The sequence below is a fragment of the Nocardioides sp. Soil_C_8 genome, from assembly GCF_057656315.1.
The window spans coordinates 17660-36873 of the sequence record NZ_JBDGKQ010000006.1; the positions used below are offsets into that span (position 1 = coordinate 17660).

Sequence of the window (19214 nt, forward strand, 5' to 3'; positions counted from 1 at the left end):
CCTCAGAGTCGCTCGAAGCCGCGGACGAGTTCCCAGTCGGTGACGGCGGCGTTGTAGGCGGCCAGCTCGACGTCGGCCATGTTGGCGTAGTGGTCCACGACCTCGTCGCCGAGGGCGGCCCGGGCGACGGCGGAGGAGTGGAACGCCTCGCGTGCGTCTGCCAGCGTGTGGGGCACCCGCGGCCTGTCCGAGGCGTACGCGTTGCCGGTCAGCTCCGGCTCGAGCTCGAGCTCCTCCTCGATGCCGTGCAGCCCGCCCGCGATCATCGCGGCGAGGGCCAGGTACGGGTTGGTGTCCGCGCCGGGGATGCGGTTCTCCATCCGCGCGCCGGCCCCTGACCCGACCAGGCGGACCGCGCAGGTGCGGTTGTCCAGACCCCAGCCGATGGTGGTCGGGGCGAACGAGCCGTCGGCGAAGCGCTTGTAGGAGTTGATGTTGGGGGCGAACAGGAGCGTGAAGTCCGCGGCCGTCGCCAGCACGCCGGCGATGAAGCTGTCGTAGAGCGGCGTACGTCCCTGGCTCGCTTCGTCCCAGAACACGAGCGAGCCGTCCTCGCCGCGCAGCGACAGGTGGATGTGGCAGGAGCTGCCCTCGCGTTCATTGGGTTTCGCCATGAAGGTCACGGACCTGCCGTGCTGCGCGGCGATCTCCTTGGCGGCGTTCTTGTAGACCGCGTGGTTGTCGGCCGTCGTCAGGGCGTCGTTGAAGAGGAACCCGACCTCGTGCTGGCCGAAGTTGCACTCGCCCTTGGCGCCCTCGACGTCGAGACCGGCGGCGTACATGTGGTTGCGGATGTCGCGCAGCAGCGGCTCGATGCGCGTGGTGCCGAGGATCGAGTAGTCGACGTTGTACTGGTTGGCCGGGGTGAGGCCGCGGTAGCCCATGCGGTGGGCGTCCTCGTAGCTGTCGTCGTAGATGACGAGCTCGAGCTCGGTGCCCGCCATCGCGACGAGCCCGCGGTCAGCCAGGCGGGCGAGCTGGGCCTTGAGGATCGCGCGGGGGCTCGCGACGACCGGGCGGTGGTCCGTCCACTCGAGGTCGCACTGGACCATCGCTGTCGCCGGCAGCCAGGGCAGCAGCCGGATGGTCTGCTCGTCCATGACGAACTCCATGTCGCCGTAGCCCTGCTCCCACGACGTCATCGCGTAGCCGGAGACGGTGTTCATGTCGACGTCGACGGCGAGGAGGTAGTTGCAGCCCTCGGTGCCGTGGCCCACCACGTGGTCGAGGAAGTAGCGCCCGTGCAGGCGCTTGCCCTGCAGCCGGCCCTGCATGTCGGTGAAGGCGAGGACCACCGTGTCGACGTCGCCGGCGTCGATGCGCTGGCGGAGTCCCTCCATGGTGAGGTGGCGGTCGTTGCGCAGCTCGGTCACCCGGTCTCCTATCCCACGAGGCCGCGCAGCAGCGCCGCCGTGTCGTCGCAGTGTTGCTCCATGGTCTTGCGCGCCCGCTCGGCGTTGCCGGCCTCGATGGCCCGCACGAGCGCGACGTGCTGCCGGTCCGAGTGGGCGATGTTGGTGCCGAGCACCGGGATGGCCAGCAGCATCTCGTGCAGCGTGGCCTGCACCGAGGTCACCGCCTCGACGGTCCGCGGTGAGCCGGACAGCGACGCGATCGTCAGGTGGAAGCGCGAGTCCGCCTGCCGGTGCTGGGCCGCCTTGGTGGCGGCGGCGACCTCGGCGTGCGCGCGCTCGAGCTGGCTGCGCTGCTCCTCGTCGAGAGCGACGCTCGCCGCGAGGTGCGCGGCACCCGACTCGACGATGCGGCGGAACTCCAGCGCGTCCAGCCAGTCGCTGCGCCGGGCCGCGGAGATCCGGGCGGCCGCCCGGGCGCTCGGCGTGCGGGGCTTCAACGTCACGACGGTGCCACCGCCGCGCCCGCGCGTGGTCTGGACCAGCCCGGCCTCGCGCAGGGCGGCCATCGCCTCACGGAGGGTCGCGCGGGAGACGTGCAGCATGGTGGCGAGCTCGCGCTCGGGCGGAAGGGTCGACCCGAGCGGGTAGACCCCGAGCCGGATCGCGGTGGCCAGCTGCTCCACGCACGCCTCGAACGCGTGGTGCCCGCGCACCGGCCGCAGCACCGCTCCGGGCAGGTGCGGAGCGGGGGAGGCGGTCACGACTTCATCCTTCGGGGCGACGACGGCCGGCGTCAATCGGCGCCGAGAACCAATGGTCTGAGTTCATACCATTTTTCCGCCAACGTATTTACACCCGAATCGGGCCGGGTCTAGCGTCCGGTTCACATTCGCACGATCGTCTGTCCGGAGGGTCCGCCATGCCCGAAGCACACGAGCCGGTCCCGGCTCACCACGTCGCAGAGCTCAGCGAAGACGAGAAGCACCTTGCGAAGCTCGGCTACAGCCAGGAGCTGAACCGCTCGTGGTCGGGCTTCTCCAACTTCGCCATCTCGTTCTCGATCATCTCGATCCTCGCCGGCTGCTTCACCAACTTCGGCGCCGGCTTCAACAACGGTGGCCCGATCTCGATCTCCTGGTCGTGGCCGATCCTCGGCATCTTCATCCTGATCATCGGGTTCACCATGTCGGAGCTGGTGTCGGCCTACCCGACGTCGGGAGGCATCTACTGGTGGGCCGCCAAGCTCGGCGGCCCGATGGCCGGCTTCTTCACCGGCTGGCTCAACCTGATCGGCCTCGTCGCCGTGACCGCCGGTGTCTCGTACGGCTGCGCGACCTTCATCGACCTGACGATCAGCACGTGGTCGGAGAGCTTCGCGGAGGGCTACTCGCTGACCCGCGTGTTCCTCATCTTCCTGGTCGTCCTGGTGCTGGTGTCGGTGCTCAACATCTTCAGCAGCCACCTGATGGCGATCATGAACAACGTGTCGGTGTGGTGGCACGTCGTCGGCGCCGCGGCGATCGTGCTGATCCTGCTCTTCGTCCCCGACCAGCACCAGTCGTTCAGCTACGTCTTCACCGAGCGCTTCAACAACTCCGGCTACTTCGACGGCGAGACCGCCACGCTGGGGTTCTGGTTCGCCATCGTGCCCTTCGGCTTCCTGCTGACGCAGTACACGATCACCGGGTTCGACGCCTGCGCGCACCTGTCGGAGGAGACCGCGGCGGCGTCGACGGCGGCCGCGAAGGGCATCTGGCAGTCGATCCTCTACTCCGTGATCGGCGGCTACATCCTGCTGCTGGCGGTCGTGTTCGCCATCCCCGACGACGCGAGCGGCAACCCGGACAACGCGGGTGTCGGCGCCGGCGGCGTGGCCTACGTCTTCGTGCAGTCGATGGGCGCGAACTGGGCAGGGCTCGTGCTCTTCATCTCCGCCTCCGCCCAGTTCTTCTGCGCGACCTCGTGCATGACGTCGGCCTCGCGGATGACGTTCGCCTTCAGCCGTGACGGGGCCATTCCCGGGTCCGCCACCCTCAAGAGGCTCACCGCGACCCGGGTCCCCGCCAACGCCGTGATGTTCGTCGCGGTCTGCGCTGCCGCAGTCACCCTCCCGGCACTGGTGGAGGTCAACATCGGCACCCCGGACGCCCCGCTCATCGTCCCGGTCGCCTTCTACGCCGTCACCTCGATCGCCGTCATGGGCCTCTACCTGGCGTTCGCGATCCCGATCTGGCTGCGCTGGAAGCACGGCGACCGGTTCGAGGTCGGCACCTGGAACAACGGGTCGAAGTACAAGTGGATGAACCTGGTCGCCGTCGCCGAGATCCTGATCGTCATCTTCTACCTGTCGATGCCGTTCGTGCCGGCCGGCAACCCGTTCAGCGAGACCGACTTCGCCTGGAAGTTCGTGAACTACGCACCCATCGTCACGCTCGCCTCGCTGGCGTTGCTGGCCGTGTGGTGGAACGCCTCGGCCAAGAAGTGGTTCACGGGGCCGAAGACCACCATCGACGAGACGGTCGTGGAGGCGTTCGACGGCTGAGCGCGTGCAGTGCCGCGTGGACTGGAAAGCGAAGAACCCCAGGTCGTCGACCTGGGGTTCTTCCTGTGTGTCCGAGGGGGGACTTGAACCCCCACGCCCTAATACGGGCACTAGCACCTCAAGCTAGCGCGTCTGCCAATTCCGCCACCCGGACGAGTGCTGGAGAAGAGTAGCAAGGCACCTCGCCGCCGACGAATCGGGGCAGGTGCTTGCCCGTGGGGCAGGATGGACGGCATGGAACAGGCGCCCCAGGACAGCTCGCAGGACCGCACGGACGACCGCTCCTACGACCCCGCCGCGGAGGTCGTCGCGCTGTGCCAGGACCTCATCCGGATCGACACCTCCAACTACGGCACCGACGACGGTCCGGGGGAGCGGAAGGCTGCCGAGCACGTCGCCGGGCTGCTCGACGAGGTCGGCATCGCGGCCGAGGTGATCGAGGGCCGACCCGGGCGTGCCAACGTCGTGGCGCGCTGGGGTGGGGGCGACGGCCGAGCGCCGCTGCTGCTCCACGGGCACCTCGACGTCGTACCGGCCGAGGCGTCGGACTGGAAGGTCGACCCGTTCGCCGGCGAGATCCAGGACGGCCAGGTCTGGGGCCGTGGCGCGGTCGACATGAAGGACTTCGACGCGATGCTGCTCAGTGTCGTGCGCGCCCGCGCGGCGGCCGGTGCGGCCCCGGACCGCGAGGTGGTGCTCTGCTTCACCGCCGACGAGGAGGCCGGTGGACACCACGGCGCCGGCATCCTGGTGGACGAGCACGCCGACTGGTTCGCCGACTGCTCCGAGGCCGTCGGTGAGGTCGGCGGCTTCTCGGCCACGGTGCGCGGGCGCCGGGTCTACCTCATCGAGGCCGCGGAGAAGGGCATGGCCTGGATGCGCCTCACCGCGCGTGGCCGGGCCGGCCACGGTTCGATGATCAACGACGACAACGCCGTCACCCGGCTCGCCGGCGCGGTGGCCCGGATCGGCGCGCACCAGTGGCCGGTGCGCCTCACGCCGACCATGGAGGTCCTCCTCGCGACCGTCGGCGAGCTCGCCGGCACGGAGGCCACGCCCGACAACGCCGAGGCGCTGGTCGAGGAGTTCGGACCGGCGGCCCGGATGCTCGGCGCGGTGATCCGCAACACCGCCAACCCGACGATGCTGCGGGCCGGCTACAAGACCAACGTGATCCCCACAGACGCGCAGGCGACGGTCGACGGCCGCTTCCTGCCCGGCTACGAGGACGAGTTCTTCGCGACGCTGCGCGAGCTGGCCGGCGACGGGGTCGAGTTCGACTTCGAGTCCCACCAGCAGCCGTGGGAGACGCCGTACGACGGCGACCTGGTCGACGCGATGACCCGCAGCCTGCTGGCCGAGGACCCCGACGCGCTGGTCGCGCCCTACACGATGAGCGGCGGCACCGACGCCAAGCACTTCCGCAAGCTCGGCATGCGGTCCTACGGCTTCGCGCCGCTGCGCCTGCCGGCCGACCTCGACTTCACCGCCCTGTTCCACGGCGTCGACGAGCGGGTGCCGGTCGACGCGCTGGAGTTCGGCGCGCGGGTCTTCGACAGGTTCCTCGACCAGGTCTGAGGCGCAGCCGACCGCACCCTCGGAAGTGTTGCGCACCTCACCGGTGGACCCCGGTGAGGGAATGGTCCGTGCTGTGGCATGGTTGCCACCACGAAGAGCTTGCGTGCTCTGGGGGCGGTGGAACTCCGCACCGGCGGTCACAGTCCGCGACCCGACCACAGCCAGTGGCCGGTTGACCAGGTGGAACTCCTGGACCGACGGTCATAGTCCGGATGAGAAGTGCACGCTGACGGCTCGCACGCCATCCCTCGCACCCGCGAGGGAGTGCCCCGTCGCCCGCCCCCCTGAGTCCCACCGGACCGGAGGCGGAGATGACGACCAGCGAGGCAGAGCGGCGCGCCATGCAGCGTGCGCTCCAGCTCGCCACCACGCCCGGCGTGCCCCTCGGCCCCAACCCGCGCGTCGGGTGCGTGCTCCTCGACGCCGACGGCGCCACGGTCGCCGAGGGCTTCCACCGCGGTGCGGGCGGGCCGCACGCCGAGGTCGAGGCGCTGCGCGAGGCAGGTGGCGCCGCTCGGGGCACGACCGCCGTCGTCACCCTGGAGCCGTGCAACCACACCGGTCGCACCGGTCCGTGCAGCGAGGCGCTGATCGCCGCGGGCGTACGTCGCGTCGTGTTCGCCCAGGCCGACACCAACCCGGTGGCCACCGGTGGTGCCGCTCGCCTGCGCGAGGCCGGCGTCGAGGTGGAGGCGGGGCTGCTCGCCGACGACGCCCAGGCCGTCAACCGCACGTGGACCTTCGCCCTCGAGCACGGTCGCCCGTTCGTGACCTGGAAGTTCGCCACCACCCTCGACGGGCGCAGCGCCGCCGCCGACGGCACCAGTCGCTGGGTCTCCAGCCGCGCCGCCCGCCTCGACACCCACCGCCTGCGGAGCCTGTGCGACACCATGCTCGTCGGGACCAACACGGTCGAGGTCGACGATCCCGAGCTGACCGTCCGCGACGAGGTCGACGAGCCCGTGGCGCACCAGCCGCTGCGCGTCGTGATGGGCCTCCGTGACCTCGCGCCGGACCGCCGGGTCCTCGACGAGCGTGCCGAGACCTTGCACCTGCGCACCCGCGAGCCCGCGGAGGCGCTGGCCGAGCTCTTCGCGCGCGACCGCCAGCACGTGTTCCTCGAGGGCGGCCCCACGCTCGCCCGGGCCTTCCTCGAAGCCGGCCTCGTCGACGAGGTCGTCGCCTACGTCGCCCCGATGCTGCTCGGCGCGGGCTCGAGTGCCGTCGCCGAGCTCGGCATCACCACCATCGCCGACGCCCTCCACCTCCGCGTCGTCGACGTGACCGTGCTGCAGGGCCACGACGGCGAGGACACCAACGTCCGCCTGACCATGCGTCGGAAATGAGGAGGAACCAGATGTTCACCGGGATCGTCGAGGAGCTCGGCACCGTTGCCGAGGTCGTCGACCAGGGTGACGCCGTCCGGCTCACCGTCCAGGCCGCGACCGTGCTCGAGGGCACCGGGCTCGGCGACTCCATCTCCGTCAACGGGTGCTGCCTCACGGTGTCCGAGCTCGGCGACGGCAGGTGGACCGCCGACCTGATGCAGGAGACGCTCGACAGGACGTCGTTGCGCGGGGTTTCGCCCGGCGACCGGGTCAACCTCGAGCGCGCGGTCACCGTCGACAAGCGCCTCGGCGGCCACATCGTCCAGGGCCACGTCGACGGCGTCGGAGAGGTCCTCTCCCGCACGCCCAGCGAGCACTGGGACGTCGTCGAGATCTCGCTGCCCGGCGACCTCGACCGGTACCTCGTCGACAAGGGGTCGATCACCGTCGACGGCGTCAGCCTCACGGTGGTCGAGGCCCGCGAGGACAGCTTCACCGTCAGCCTCATCCCCGAGACGCTGGCACGCACGACGCTCGGAAGCCGCCGCGTCGGCGACCTGGTCAACCTCGAGGCGGACGTGATCGCCAAGCACGTCGAGAAGCTCCTCGGCGCCTACGCGCCGCCCGCCCGCACCCACACCCCCGACAGCGACGAGGAAGAATGATGGACCTGCTCCAGTGGCTCATCCACGGCACGATCCCGGTCCCGGGCGGAGAGCTCGGGGCCCGCGAGGTCATCGGCAACCTGTTCGGGCTCGCCAGCGCGATCCTCGGCATGAAGCGGCTCGTGTGGGCCTGGCCGATCGGCCTGGTCGGCAACGTGCTGCTCTTCACCGTCTTCGCGACCGGTGAGCTCTCCGGCCAGATCGACGAACCGCTCTGGGGACAGGCAGGCCGCCAGGTCTTCTTCGCCGCGGTGTCCGTCTACGGCTGGTGGCGCTGGTCGCAGGTACGCCGGTCCGGAGGCGCGTCCGACGGTGGTGCCATCGCGCCCCGCTGGGCGACGGCGTCCGAGCGCGTGCAGCTGCTCGTCCTCGGCGTCGTCGGCTACGCGGCGGCGTACGTCCTGCTCACCCAGGTGCTGGGCTCGTGGGGCCCGACCACCGAGGCGTGGATCCTCGCCGGCTCGATGCTCGCGACCTACGGCATGGCCCGCGGATGGGTGGAGTTCTGGCTCATCTGGATCCTCGTCGACGTCGTCGGGGTGACCACCCTGGTGCAGGCCGGCTACTACCCGACCGCCGGCATGTACCTGTTCTACGCCGTGTTCGTGGTCATCGGCTTCGTCGTCTGGCTGCGCGCCAGCCGCACCGTCGTCGACGCGACGGACGCCGACCGTCGTGTGGAGGAGGTGTCGGCATGAGCGTGCAGGAGCGCGTGCGGCTGGACTCGGTCGAGCGGGCAGTTGCCGACATCGCCGCAGGCCGGGCGGTCGTCGTGGTGGACGACGAGGACCGCGAGAACGAGGGCGACATCATCTTCGCCGCGGCGAAGGCGACCCCCGAGCTGATGGCCTTCACCATCCGTCACTCCAGCGGCGTGATCTGCGTGCCGATGCCGGGCGACATGCTGGAGCGGCTCGAGATCCCGCTGATGACCCCGCACAACAAGGACAAGCTGCGCACGGCCTACACGATCTCGGTCGACGCCCGCGACGGCGTCAGCACCGGCATCAGCGCGGCCGACCGCGCCCGCACCGCGCGGACGCTGGCCGACTCCGCGACCGAGCCGTGGGAGCTGACCCGACCCGGTCACGTGTTCCCGCTGCGCTACCGCGAGGGCGGCGTGCTGGTGCGGCGCGGCCACACCGAGGCCGCCGTCGACCTCGCCCGGCTGGCGGGGCTCACGCCGGCCGGCGTGCTCGTCGAGGTCGTCAACGACGACGGCACGATGAAGCGCGCACCCGAGCTGCGGGAGTTCGCCGACGAGCACGGCCTCGCGATGATCTCCATCGAGGACCTCGTGCGCTACCGCCGCCGCCACGAGCGCCACGTCGAGCGGGTCGCGGAGACCCGGCTGCCCACCCGCCACGGCGAGTTCACGGCCTACGGCTACCGGATCACCATCGACGACAGCGAGCACGTCGCACTGGCGTACGGCGACGTCGCCGCGGCCGCCGCCGCGGGCGAGCCGGTGCTGACCCGCGTCCACAGCGAGTGCCTCACCGGTGACGTGTTCGGCAGCGAGCGATGCGACTGCGGGCCCCAGCTCGACGAGGCGCTTCGGACGATCGTCGCCGAGGGCAGGGGAGTGGTGGTCTACCTCCGCGGCCACGAGGGACGCGGCATCGGCCTCGTCGCCAAGCTCCAGGCCTACCAGCTGCAGGACGGCGGCCGCGACACCGTCGACGCGAACCTCGACCTCGGCCTGCCCGCCGACGCCCGCCACTACGGCACCGCCACCCAGGTGCTGCGCGACCTCGGCGTCGAGTCGGTGCGGCTGATGACCAACAACCCGGACAAGACGGCCAGCCTGGAGGACTTCGGCATCCACGTGGCCGAGCGCGTCCCGCTCACCATCCACCCGACCGAGCACAACCAGGCCTACCTGCGGACCAAGCGCGACCGGATGGGCCACGAGCTGCCGGACCTCGCGCTGGACCACCAGCTGGAGCACGAAGGAGACGACGCATGAGTGGCGCTGGAGCACCCACCTCGCAGCCGTACGACGCGAGCGGCCTCAGGGTCGCCGTGGTCGCGGCGAGCTGGCACACCCAGGTCATGGACGGCCTCGTCGGCGGCGCCGAGCGCGCGCTGGCGGCGTACGGCATCACCGAGCCGGAGGTGATCCGGGTGCCGGGCACCTTCGAGCTGCCGGTGGTGGCGGCCGCCCTCGCGCGGGCCGGGTACGACGCCGTGGTCGCACTCGGCGTCGTCATCCGCGGCGGCACGCCGCACTTCGACTACGTCTGCTCGGCCGCCACCGACGGCCTCACGCAGGTCAGCGTCGACCACGCGGTGCCGGTGGGCTTCGGCGTCCTCACCTGCGACACCGAGGAGCAGGCGCTCGACCGCGCCGGCCTCGAGGGCTCCGCCGAGGACAAGGGCTGGGAGGCGACGGCCGCCGCGCTCGACACCGCCCGCGTGGTGCGGGCGGTGCGGGCGGGCTAGCCGGTCCGGTCGCTCGCCGCCTGCAGCCGGTCGATGTGCTCGGAGGCCTCCGCCTTGGTCAGGTCGGCCGGCAGCTGCTCGCCCGCCTCGCGCGCGAGCGTGTCGAGGTAGCTGCGCTGCGCACCGGTCATCGGCTCGTCGCCGGTGACCCACTCCTCGGGGTCCTTGCGCGTGGTGTCGCCCTGGGGTCCGCCGAGGACGTCCTCGGCCGGGGCGCCGTCGGGGTTCGAAGGTGTGTTCGATTCACTCATGCTGCGACAGTAGCCCGCCGTTCCGACGAAGCAACCACACCGAGGGGTGGTCCGCGCCCGGGGCCCGTGGGGAGCCCGGTGGTGGCCAGCGCCTAGGCTTGCCCCTCGTGAAGACGTTCGAGGACCTGTGGGCGGAGCTGTCCGCCAAGGCTGAGGAGCGGCCCGAGGGGTCCGGCACCGTGCAGCAGCTCGACGCCGGCATCCATGCGATCGGCAAGAAGCTGCTCGAGGAGGCCGCCGAGTCCTGGATGGCCGCCGAGCACGAGGGCAAGGACGCGACGGCGCTGGAGATCAGCCAGCTGCTCTATCACGCGCAGGTGCTCATGCTCGCCTCCGGACTGACGCTCGACGACGTCTACGCCCACCTGTGACCCCAGTGAGCCTGCCATGACCCTCCGCATCGCCGTCCCCAACAAGGGGTCGCTGTCCCAGGCGGCCACCGACATCCTCCGCGAGTCGGGCTACCGCCAGCGCAGCGACTCCAAGGAGCTCGCGCTCGTCGACTCCGAGAACGACGTCGAGTTCTTCTACCTCCGCCCGCGCGACATCGCGCTCTACGTCGGCGAGGGCACCCTCGACGTGGGCATCACCGGGCGTGACCTGCTGCTCGACTCCGGCGCCAAGGCCGAGGAGGTGATGAACCTCGGGTTCGGCCGCTCGCGGTTCCACTTCGCCGGGCCCGTCGGGCGCTACTCCTCGCTGCAGGACCTCAACGGCCTGCGGGTCGCGACGTCCTACGTCGGCGTGGTCGAGGACTACCTGTTCCGCCACGGCATCGACGCCACCGTGACCCGCCTCGACGGGGCGGTCGAGACGAGCATCCAGCTCGGCGTGGCCGACGTCATCGCCGACGTCGTCGAGACCGGGTCGACGCTGCGGGCCGCCGGCCTCGAGACCTTCGGCGAGGTCATCCTCGACTCGCAGGCGGTGCTCATCACGCGCGGCGGCGAGGTCCCCGACGACTTCGAGGTCTTCCGCCGACGCATCGAGGGCGTGCTCGTGGCGCGCAGCTTCGTGATGATGGACTACGACATCGAGGAGCAGCACCTCGCCCGCGCGAGCGAGCTCGCACCGGGTCGTGAGGGACCGACCATCTCGCCGCTCGGCAAGCCCGGCTGGGTGGCCGTGCGGGTCATGGTCCCGCGGGCAGGCTCGCAGCGCCTGATGGACGACCTGTACTCGATCGGCGCCCGCGCCATCCTGCTCACCGACATCCATGCCTGCCGCCTCTGAGCGCCCGGCCGGCGCGTCCGGCGGCGAAGCCGCGCCCGCCCTGCCGCACACCTGGCGACCGATGGGCGTGCGGTTCGCCGTGATCGGCTTCGGCCTGATGCTGCTCGTCGTCTGCGCCGCGGCGTGGTTCGGCTTCGACGACGAGACGCGCGCCAAGTTCAACATCCTGCAACGGCTCACGCTGCTCGTGATGGGCGCCGGCTTCGCCGTGATCGGGTGGGCCTTGGGCCGTGCCCGCGTCACCGCCGAGCAGGCGTCGCTCGTCGTGGTCAACGGCTTCCGGACCCGGCGGCTGGAGTGGGAGCAGGTGCTGGGCGTGCACCTCCCGGCCGGCGCACCCTGGGCGACGCTCGACCTCGCCGACGGCACGACGATCTCCGCGATGGCGTTCCAGGGCTCCGACGGCCGGATGGCGCGCGACGGCGTACGCCAGCTGCGGGCGCTGATCGACCGGGACGGGTCGGACGTCCCGGACGCGCCCTAGCGTCCCCGGGCCGGTCGCTATGCGTCGGCGCCGCCGTCGGCCTGCTGCAGGGCGTGGACGCCCCACTGCACCGACAGCTCGTCGCCCGGGCTGCCCGCCGGCGCGAGGGTGACGAGGTCGGTGCCCGAGTTGAACGCGTCCGCCGGTGCCGTCATCGGCTCGACGGCCAGCGCCGGACGCGGTCCGTCCGAGGGCGGTGTGAACACCTGCAGCCAGCGGTGGTGCTCGTCCACCCACAGTGCGACGCCTCGCCCGCCCGACGGCTCGGCGAGGGTGACCCGGGCGCGACCGTCGACGTGCCGGAGGTCGCCGAAACCCTGGTCGAGGACGACGTCGCCGATCCGACGACCGGAGGTGTAGTCGAGGTCGTCGCCTACGGGCTCGACACCCGTCGGCAGCTGCCGATCGTCGAGCAGCACCCGGCTCCGGGCGGGGAGGGTCAGCTCGAGGTCCTCGATGGTGTCCCCCACGCAGAGGTACGGGTGTGCCCCGCTCGCGTAGGGCGCGGGCTCCGCGGCCAGGTTCGTGGCTGTCTGGGTGACGACCAGCCCGTCCGCGGACAGGTCGTAGAGCACGTGCAGGTCCAGCGCCCACGGGTAGCCGGTCTGCGCCATCAGCCGGTGGACGAGCGACACCGAGGTCGACGTGTGCTCCTCCACCGTCCACGGTGCCCAGCGGGCGAGGCCGTGCGAGGCGTTGCTGGTGCGCGGGTCGGTGAGGCCGAGCTGGAGGTCTTGGCCGCCGAAGGAGTAGCGGCCGTCCCGGATCCGGTTGGGCCACGGCATCAACAGCTGGCCGCGGCCGCCCGTCGACATCGCGGACTCGCCGAAGCCGTGCACCAGGTCCCGCCCGTGGTGCCGCAGCACCCGGAGTGCCGCTCCGCCCTCGGTGACGACCGCGGTGTAGCCCGCCGCCGAGATCTCGTACTGGTCACCGCTGGGGAACACCATGGCGCCCACCCTAGACATCACTACCGTTCCCTCATGGGCATCACCACGCGCGACCTCGGTGCCGCGGACGCCGAGGACCTGGCTGCCCTGATGGCGCGCATCGAGAGCGACCACCCCACCGGCTTCTGCCTCGGGGCCGGCGAGATCCGGGAGCTCATGGGCGGGAAGGCCGTCAACGTCTTCGAGGGTGCGTTCGACGGACCAGGGATGGTCGCCTTCACGAGCATCCTGCCGGGGCACCCCGACGAGGGCGGTCTGCGCATCAACCTGTTCGGGGACGTCGACCCCGCCCGTCTCGGCGAGGGCCTCGGGACGCTCATGCTGACCCGCTCGCTCGAGCGCTCCCGTGCCGTCCACGCCGACATCGCTCCCCGGGTGCCGGGCACGTTCGTGACCGCAGCGCTGGCCGGCCGCGCGGACCAGGCCGACCTCATGGCGCGCACCGGTCTGCGCCCGGGCCGGCACAGCTTCCTCATGACCGCCCCGCTCGACCGCCGCGCCGAAGCCGCACCGCCCCCGGGTTACTCCGTCACCGCCTTCGACCCCCAGGCCGCCGAGGAGGTGCGGCAGGCCCACAACGCCGCCTTCGCCGGATACCCGGACCGCCCCGACACCGGCGCCGACTTCTGGACCATGTTCGTGGTCGATGCGGCGCACGCCCGGCACGCGCTCTCGGTCGTCGCCCGCGACGGCGGTGGCTCGGTCGCCGCGTACGTCCTGGCCCACGAGTACGTCGTACCACCCTCGGGCGGGCCGGGCCCCGAGATCCACGTGCCCTATGTCGGCACCGTCCCGGCGCACCGCGGTCGTGGGCTCGCCAGGGGCCTGCTGGGGGAGGTGCTGCGCCGCGCGAGCGAGGCCGGCTACGTGACCGCCAGCCTCCACGTCGACACCGCGAACCCCACCGGCGCCCTCGGCATCTACGAGCGGGCCGGCTTCAGCCAGCTCTACCGCCAGGACTCCTACGTCCTCGACGACCCGCCGGTCGGTGCCCGCCGGGGCAGGTGACCGCGCTCAGCCGGTGACGACCAGCAGGTCGGCAGCGGCGCGGGTGCCGAGCCGGGCGAAGAGCTCGTCCTCGTCGATCCGCCACTGCTCCCACTGCGGCCGCATGTGCTCGCCGTCGCGCGCCATGCCGCGCCGCAGGCGCAGCGCGGACTCCGCCTCGACCCACACCAGCACCCCGACGAGGGGAGCGGCGGCGGGGGACCAGCAGCCGACCCCCTCGAGGACGAGCAGGCCGCCGGGCTCGACGGGGTGGCTCTCGGCCCAGCGGTCCGTGGCCCAGTCCCACCGCGTCCACCGGCTCTGCTCGCCACGCGCGAGCGGCTCGAGGAACGTCTCGACCGTGCGGGCGAGACCGGGGAGTCCGCGCCACCCGTGGAGCAGCTCGTCGCAGTGGACGACGTGGGCCTCCGGCACGACGTCCGCCAACGCCTTGGCCACCGTGGTCTTGCCCGACCCGGCTGGACCGTCGACGCAGACCAGGCGGCCGTTGCCGAGCGTCGCGGGAGCGGCCAGCACGCGCGAGGCGACCTCGGCGGCGACGGCGTACGGATCGGCAGGAGCCTCAGAACGCACGGTCGCAGCCGCGGTAGGACGGCACCACCTCGGTGACGGCGTCACCGCGCACGAGGTGCACGTCGCGGACGTGCTCGAAGAGCTCGCCCGACTTCGCGTGCCGGAACCACACCAGGTCGCCGATCCGCAGCCGCCCGGCCGCGTGCCCCGTCAGCGGCGTCTGCACCTCCCCGGCCCCTTCGAGCCCCGTGAGGTGCAGCCCCGGCGGGGCCCAGGGCAGCGGCGAGCGGTCCGCGCCGGTGGCGCCGCTGGCGATCAGCCCACCGCCGTGGACGGTCGCCATGTCGGGCGTGGGCTTGCGCGTCACCCGGAGCCCGAAGTACGCCGCGGGCCGCGGCTCGAACGAGGCGTAGTGGTCGAAGATGCCCGGCACCAACAGCCCCGAGCCGGCCGCGATCTCGGTGACGGCGGCGTCGGCGGCCGTCGCCTCGACCGACCCCGACCCGCCGCCGTTCCAGAACTCGAGCTCGACCACCTCGGCGAGCGCCTCGGAGATCTCGCGTCGGCGCACCTCGAGCTGGGCCATGGACGCCTGCTTGAGGCGGCGTACGACGCGGGACCGCGCGCGCTGGTCGGGGACGGAGTCCTGCACGCCGGCGACCTGGCCCTCGTAGGTCATCACGCCGACGAGGCGGAAGCCGTCGCGCTCCGCGACCCGGCGGGCGAGCGCGACGACGTCACGGGTGTCGAAGAGGGGGGAGCGCTTCGGACCGACGTGCTGGCCGCCGAACCGGAGCCCGGCGTCGACGTCGAGCGCGACCCGCACCGGCACGGCGCGGGACGAGCGCGTCGAGTCGACGACGTCGAGGTGGGCCGGGTCGTCGACCATCAGCGTGATCGCGGCGGCGGCCGTGGGTGACGAGGTCAGCCGCCGCAGCGCCGCCACGTCGACCGTCGGGTAGGCGACGACGACGTCGTCACTGACGCCGGCCTCGTGGAGCCAGAGCGCCTCGGCGAGGGTGTAGGCCAGCACGCCGGAGAACCCGTCGTGCGCCAACGCCCGCTCGACGAGCGCCGGCACGCGCAGCGACTTCGAGGCCACCCGCAGGGGCTTGCCGCCCGCACGACGCGCGAGGTCGTCGGCGTTGGCGTCGAAGGCGTCGAGGTCGACCACGGCGATCGGCGTGGCAGGGGGCTCGGGCAGGGCGGCGACGGCGGCGTCGAGCCGTGACCACAGGCGGTTGCGGTCGACGAGCCGGTCGATCACTCGATGCCCCGCTTGCGCAGCAGCGCCTCGATGTCCGCCAGGTCGTCGTCCACGGCAGCGCGGGAGGTCGGGCCGTTGCGGGTCGAGGTGGCCTCGGGCAGCTCGTCCCGGCCGCGCGCCGTGCGACCACCGGTGCCTGCGGCCTGACCGCGGGCGAGCTGGCGGTCACGGATGAAGCCGCTCACGACCCACAGCACGACCGCCAGGCCGGCCAGGCCGACGCCCACCCACGTGCGTACGTCGAACACCAGGCTGGTCGCCCAGTCGGTCACCGAGTCCGCGATGTCGACGACCATCTCGAGCGTCCCGGTCAGCCACGCGGCCGCCGGGAGCAGGGTGAAACCGAGCGCGCGCAGGCCGTTGGCCGATCCCCGCCGCCGGAAAGCGATCCACGTCCAGATGGCACCCGCGACGGTGAGCGCGGCGGTCAGTGCAGCCCAGGTAGTCCCTTCCACGGTCCCAGACTCCCACAGCGCACCACGCCCGTGACGGCGCCCGCACCACGTGCGGGAGGATGGAGCCCGTGGCCCACGACGACGCCTCCTCCGACGAGCCGCTCGAGCGCACCATCCCCGACCCCGGGTTCGCCGACGACGCCGGCGCGGCGGACCCCCGGCTCGCCCGACTGCTGGCCGACCGGGCAGCGGGCGCGGCGACCTCGGGTGCCGTCCTCGCCGTCCTCCAGGACGCCCGCCTGCTGGTCCCGGTGGTCGCCGTCCTGGGCGAGGTGGAGCTCGACGAGCGCGGCCTGGCCCACGACAAGTCCTCCGACATGGCGGCGGTCCTGGTGCAGGCCCCGGACGGCAGCAAGGGGCTGCTGGCGTTCACCTCGACCGAGGCGATGACCCGGTGGGACCCGCAGGCCCGTCCGGTGCCGGTGCCCGCCGCCACGGCCGCCACCGCTGCGATCCAGGACGGCGCCGAGGCGCTCCTCGTGGACCTCGCCGGCCCCGCGTCGTACGTCGTCGACGGCGACGACCTGCGCCGGCTCGCTGCAGGCTGGCGGCTGGTCGCGATCGGCGACGGATCCGGCCGTCACGGCTGGATTGGCCCCTCGGCGGAATGATCCGCTAACCTTCTGTGTTGACCGATCAGTGACACCACGCTTCACGGTGACACCGATCCCGCCAAGCGGAGGCACGCACCATCGTCTCCCACCCGCACCGATCGCCCTGCACCACAGATCGTCGGGTCCCGGTCCAGAGCCACAGCCGTCGTGAGACGGAGGTGGACACCTCAGTTTCCCCGAGAGGGGAGACGTGTCGTGACTGGCTCCCGCTTGGCAACAGCGGGAGCCATTGTCCATTTCGGCACACCAGTCGGACCGGGCCAAGGGACTCCCACCCACCCGAACCACTGGAGGACCCATCAGCACCGAGCTGCGCATCAACGACCGGATCCGCGTACCCGAGGTCCGGCTCGTAGGACCCAACGGCGAGACCGTTGGCATCGTGCCGACCGACCAGGCACTCAAGCTGGCCGTGGAGGCCGACCTCGACCTCGTCGAGATCGCGCCCCAGGGACGGCCCCCGGTCTGCAAGCTCATGGACTACGGCAAGTTCAAGTACGAGAACGCCCAGAAGGCCCGCGAGTCGCGCCGCAACCAGACGAACGTGATCATCAAGGAGATGAAGCTTCGTCCCAAGATCGACAAGCACGACTACGAGACCAAGAAGGGTCACGTCGTGCGGTTCCTGGGTGCAGGCGACAAGGTGAAGATCACCATCATGTTCCGCGGTCGCGAGCAGCACCGCCCCGAGCTGGGCTTCCGCCTGCTGCAGAAGCTGGCCGAGGACGTGCAGGAGCTGGGCTTCGTCGAGTCCTCGCCGAAGCAGGACGGCCGCAACATGACCATGGTCATCGGCCCGCACAAGAAGAAGGCCGACGCCAAGATCGACGCCGACGCCGCCCGCGCCAGCAAGGAGCAGGCGCGCGCCGACCGGAAGGCCGAGGAGGACGCCGAGCGCGAGGCAGCCCACGCCGCCGGACCGGTCGCGCAGAAGAAGGAGCGTCGCCGCTCCGAGAACCTCGACGCCGACATCGACGTCTGAGGCTCTCGCCCGCCTGAGCCACGCGCTCAGCCCATCGTTTCCGCCGCCCCTGCCCACGCGCAGTGGCAGCACCGAAGAGGAGAGAACAACATGCCGAAGAACAAGACCCACTCGGGCGCGAAGAAGCGCTTCAAGGTGACGGGCTCGGGCAAGATCATGCGCCTGCAGGCCGGCCGCAAGTCCGGCGCTGCGTTCGCGTCCGCGCCGACCACGGGCAGCCGCAAGAAGCACCGCCGCAACGCCGGCATGGTCGAGCTCGAGAAGGGCGACGTCGCACGCGCCAAGAAGATGCTCGGCATCTGAGTCTCACCCCCCCCTGGTGGCTCAGCCGCCGTCCCGTCTTCATTTCCCCTGCACCAAGGAGTAGCACCATGGCACGCGTCAAGCGCGCAGTGAACGCCCAGAAGAAGCGTCGTACCACCCTCGACCGCGCGAGCGGCTACCGCGGCCAGCGCTCGCGGCTCTACCGCAAGGCCAAGGAGCAGGTCACCCACTCCCTGGTCTACAGCTACAACGACCGCCGCAAGAACAAGGGCAACTTCCGCAAGCTGTGGATCCAGCGCATCAACGCCGCTGCCCGCGCCAACGGCATGACCTACAACCGCTTCATCCAGGGCCTCGGCCTGGCCGGCATCGAGGTCGACCGCAAGATCCTCGCCGAGCTCGCCGTCAACGACGCCCCGGCCTTCGCCGCGCTCGTCGAGGCCGCCAAGGCCGCGCTGCCCGAGGACGTCAACGCGCCCAAGGTCTCCGCCTGAACCACATGAGCACTCCCCTCACCGCCGGCAACACGCGCGTGAAGGAGGCTCGCAAGTTGAGCCGCCGCTCGGTACGCACCGAGCGGCGGCTCTTCCTCGCTGACGGCCCCAAGGCCGTCGAGGGAGCGCTGTCCGTCGCCGGCTGCGTCGTCGAGGTCTTCGCGACGCCGCTCGCGATCGAGCAGCAGGCCGGGCTGCTCGCCGGGGCACCGGTCACGGTGGTCGACGACCGCGCCCTCGCGTCGCTGTCCGACTCGGTCTCCCCGGCCGGGGTGGTGGCGGTGTGCCGCCACCTCGACGCCCCGCTGGAGCACGTCGTACGCGCCTCGCCGCGCCTGCTCGCCGTGTGCGCCGACGTCCGCGACCCCGGCAACGCCGGCACCGTGATCCGTACGGCCGACGCGGCGGGCGCCGACGCCGTCGTGCTGGCCGGGCAGTCCGTCGACGCCTACAACCCGAAGACCGTCCGCGCCACGGTCGGGAGCCTCTTCCACCTGCCCCTCGCGATCGAGCCCGATCCCATGGCTGCCGTCCGCGAGGCGCAGGCTCGTGGACTCGTGGTGCTGGCCGCCGACGGCGCGGGTGAGGTCGACCTGTTCGACGCCGACCTGTCCGGCCCCACGGCCTGGCTCTTCGGCAACGAGGCCTGGGGCCTCCCGCCCGAGCTCGCCGAGCTGGCCGACCACCGGGTCGCCATCCCGATCCACGGGCGGGCCGAGAGCCTCAACCTCTCCACCGCCGCGGCGGTGTGCCTCTACGCCAGCGCGCGGGCCCAGCGCTCCTGAC

The 19214-nt window shown here is 71.7% G+C and carries 23 protein-coding genes, 1 tRNA gene and 1 riboswitch; of the genes, 16 read left to right on the forward strand and 8 right to left on the reverse strand.

The genetic code is table 11. From position 1 onward, the window contains the following. Positions 1–2: 2 nt before the first annotated feature. Together AC3A3L_RS21290 and AC3A3L_RS21295 are read right to left on the reverse strand one after the other, a co-directional pair. Positions 3–1373 (reverse strand): glutamine synthetase family protein, encoded by a 1371-nt coding sequence (locus tag AC3A3L_RS21290; RefSeq protein ID WP_487642046.1) that lies wholly within the window; start codon positions 1371–1373, stop codon positions 3–5. Positions 1374–1381: 8 nt separating this feature from the next. Then, positions 1382–2116 (reverse strand): FadR/GntR family transcriptional regulator, encoded by a 735-nt coding sequence (locus AC3A3L_RS21295; protein WP_487642047.1) that lies wholly within the window; start codon positions 2114–2116, stop codon positions 1382–1384. Between the two features lie 158 nt (positions 2117–2274). On the opposite strand from AC3A3L_RS21295, the gene AC3A3L_RS21300 reads away from it, so the two are divergent. Beyond that, positions 2275–3897, forward strand: coding sequence for an amino acid permease (locus AC3A3L_RS21300; protein WP_487642048.1), 1623 nt, complete (start codon positions 2275–2277; stop codon positions 3895–3897). Positions 3898–3965: 68 nt separating this feature from the next. Here the strand turns inward: AC3A3L_RS21300 and AC3A3L_RS21305 are convergent. Next, positions 3966–4051, reverse strand: a tRNA-Leu gene (locus AC3A3L_RS21305). An 80-nt stretch (positions 4052–4131) separates the two neighbouring features. On the opposite strand from AC3A3L_RS21305, the gene AC3A3L_RS21310 reads away from it, so the two are divergent. The 6 genes from AC3A3L_RS21310 to ribH all read left to right on the forward strand — a co-directional run bounded on the left by AC3A3L_RS21310 (position 4132) and on the right by ribH (position 9913). Continuing rightward, on the forward strand, positions 4132–5475 hold the full coding sequence (locus AC3A3L_RS21310; RefSeq protein WP_487642049.1) for a M20/M25/M40 family metallo-hydrolase: 1344 nt from the start codon (positions 4132–4134) through the stop codon (positions 5473–5475). Between the two features lie 99 nt (positions 5476–5574). Further along, positions 5575–5704: riboswitch (FMN riboswitch) on the forward strand. 82 nt (positions 5705–5786) lie between these two features. Continuing rightward, entirely contained in the window at positions 5787–6821 is a 1035-nt protein-coding gene (ribD, locus tag AC3A3L_RS21315) for a bifunctional diaminohydroxyphosphoribosylaminopyrimidine deaminase/5-amino-6-(5-phosphoribosylamino)uracil reductase RibD (protein WP_487642050.1), read from the forward strand. Next, positions 6818–7468, forward strand: coding sequence for a riboflavin synthase (locus AC3A3L_RS21320; RefSeq protein ID WP_487642051.1), 651 nt, complete (start codon positions 6818–6820; stop codon positions 7466–7468). Before ribD ends, AC3A3L_RS21320 begins: the two co-directional genes overlap by 4 nt. After that, on the forward strand, positions 7465–8166 hold the full coding sequence (pnuC, locus tag AC3A3L_RS21325) for a nicotinamide riboside transporter PnuC (RefSeq protein ID WP_487642052.1): 702 nt from the start codon (positions 7465–7467) through the stop codon (positions 8164–8166). The genes AC3A3L_RS21320 and pnuC overlap by 4 nt, the downstream gene beginning before the upstream one ends. Next, the gene (locus AC3A3L_RS21330; RefSeq protein WP_487642053.1) at positions 8163–9437 is read left to right on the forward strand and encodes a bifunctional 3,4-dihydroxy-2-butanone-4-phosphate synthase/GTP cyclohydrolase II; all 1275 of its coding nucleotides are present in this window, start codon (positions 8163–8165) and stop codon (positions 9435–9437) included. The genes pnuC and AC3A3L_RS21330 overlap by 4 nt, the downstream gene beginning before the upstream one ends. Then, the gene (gene ribH / locus AC3A3L_RS21335) at positions 9434–9913 is read left to right on the forward strand and encodes a 6,7-dimethyl-8-ribityllumazine synthase (protein WP_487642054.1); all 480 of its coding nucleotides are present in this window, start codon (positions 9434–9436) and stop codon (positions 9911–9913) included. Before AC3A3L_RS21330 ends, ribH begins: the two co-directional genes overlap by 4 nt. Here the strand turns inward: ribH and AC3A3L_RS21340 are convergent. Beyond that, on the reverse strand, positions 9910–10164 hold the full coding sequence (locus AC3A3L_RS21340) for a DUF3072 domain-containing protein (RefSeq protein WP_487642055.1): 255 nt from the start codon (positions 10162–10164) through the stop codon (positions 9910–9912). The genes ribH and AC3A3L_RS21340 overlap by 4 nt on opposite strands. A gap of 107 nt (positions 10165–10271) precedes the next feature. Here AC3A3L_RS21340 and AC3A3L_RS21345 point away from each other — a divergent pair, with 107 nt between their 5' ends. From AC3A3L_RS21345 to AC3A3L_RS21355, 3 genes are read left to right on the forward strand one after another with little or no spacing between them, the layout of a single operon-like run. Further along, positions 10272–10535, forward strand: a complete 264-nt coding sequence (locus AC3A3L_RS21345) for a phosphoribosyl-ATP diphosphatase (protein ID WP_299931560.1) — start codon at positions 10272–10274, stop codon at positions 10533–10535. A gap of 16 nt (positions 10536–10551) precedes the next feature. Next, positions 10552–11397, forward strand: coding sequence for an ATP phosphoribosyltransferase (hisG, locus tag AC3A3L_RS21350; protein WP_487642056.1), 846 nt, complete (start codon positions 10552–10554; stop codon positions 11395–11397). Next, entirely contained in the window at positions 11381–11881 is a 501-nt protein-coding gene (locus AC3A3L_RS21355) for a PH domain-containing protein (protein ID WP_487642057.1), read from the forward strand. Before hisG ends, AC3A3L_RS21355 begins: the two co-directional genes overlap by 17 nt. 17 nt (positions 11882–11898) lie before the next feature. Here the strand turns inward: AC3A3L_RS21355 and AC3A3L_RS21360 are convergent, their stop codons facing one another. After that, entirely contained in the window at positions 11899–12831 is a 933-nt protein-coding gene (locus AC3A3L_RS21360; RefSeq protein WP_487642058.1) for an aldose 1-epimerase family protein, read from the reverse strand. 33 nt (positions 12832–12864) lie between these two features. Here AC3A3L_RS21360 and AC3A3L_RS21365 point away from each other — a divergent pair, with 33 nt between their 5' ends. After that, positions 12865–13839: a GNAT family N-acetyltransferase gene (locus AC3A3L_RS21365; RefSeq protein WP_487642059.1), complete on the forward strand. Its 975-nt coding sequence runs from the start codon at positions 12865–12867 to the stop codon at positions 13837–13839. 6 nt (positions 13840–13845) lie between these two features. Here the strand turns inward: AC3A3L_RS21365 and AC3A3L_RS21370 are convergent, their stop codons facing one another. From AC3A3L_RS21370 to AC3A3L_RS21380, 3 genes are read right to left on the reverse strand one after another with little or no spacing between them, the layout of a single operon-like run. Continuing rightward, positions 13846–14412: a uridine kinase family protein gene (locus tag AC3A3L_RS21370; protein ID WP_487642060.1), complete on the reverse strand. Its 567-nt coding sequence runs from the start codon at positions 14410–14412 to the stop codon at positions 13846–13848. Continuing rightward, on the reverse strand, positions 14402–15619 hold the full coding sequence (locus AC3A3L_RS21375; protein ID WP_487642061.1) for an amino acid deaminase/aldolase: 1218 nt from the start codon (positions 15617–15619) through the stop codon (positions 14402–14404). Before AC3A3L_RS21375 ends, AC3A3L_RS21370 begins: the two co-directional genes overlap by 11 nt. Then, a complete protein-coding gene (locus AC3A3L_RS21380; RefSeq protein WP_487642062.1) occupies positions 15616–16074 on the reverse strand; it encodes a hypothetical protein in 459 nt (152 codons plus the stop codon). The genes AC3A3L_RS21375 and AC3A3L_RS21380 overlap by 4 nt, the downstream gene beginning before the upstream one ends. A gap of 68 nt (positions 16075–16142) precedes the next feature. Between AC3A3L_RS21380 and AC3A3L_RS21385 the strand changes: the two genes are divergently transcribed. The 5 genes from AC3A3L_RS21385 (at position 16143) to AC3A3L_RS21405 (ending at position 19213) form a co-directional block, all read left to right on the forward strand. Then, on the forward strand, positions 16143–16685 hold the full coding sequence (locus AC3A3L_RS21385; RefSeq protein ID WP_487642063.1) for an SseB family protein: 543 nt from the start codon (positions 16143–16145) through the stop codon (positions 16683–16685). A 232-nt stretch (positions 16686–16917) separates the two neighbouring features. Continuing rightward, positions 16918–17670, forward strand: a complete 753-nt coding sequence (gene infC, locus AC3A3L_RS21390) for a translation initiation factor IF-3 (protein WP_487642064.1) — start codon at positions 16918–16920, stop codon at positions 17668–17670. Positions 17671–17760: 90 nt separating this feature from the next. Beyond that, positions 17761–17973, forward strand: coding sequence for a large ribosomal subunit protein bL35 (locus AC3A3L_RS21395; RefSeq protein ID WP_090971167.1), 213 nt, complete (start codon positions 17761–17763; stop codon positions 17971–17973). A 68-nt stretch (positions 17974–18041) separates the two neighbouring features. Beyond that, on the forward strand, positions 18042–18428 hold the full coding sequence (rplT, locus tag AC3A3L_RS21400) for a 50S ribosomal protein L20 (RefSeq protein ID WP_201935762.1): 387 nt from the start codon (positions 18042–18044) through the stop codon (positions 18426–18428). 5 nt (positions 18429–18433) lie between these two features. Continuing rightward, on the forward strand, positions 18434–19213 hold the full coding sequence (locus AC3A3L_RS21405) for a TrmH family RNA methyltransferase (protein WP_487642065.1): 780 nt from the start codon (positions 18434–18436) through the stop codon (positions 19211–19213). Position 19214 lies beyond the last annotated feature (1 nt).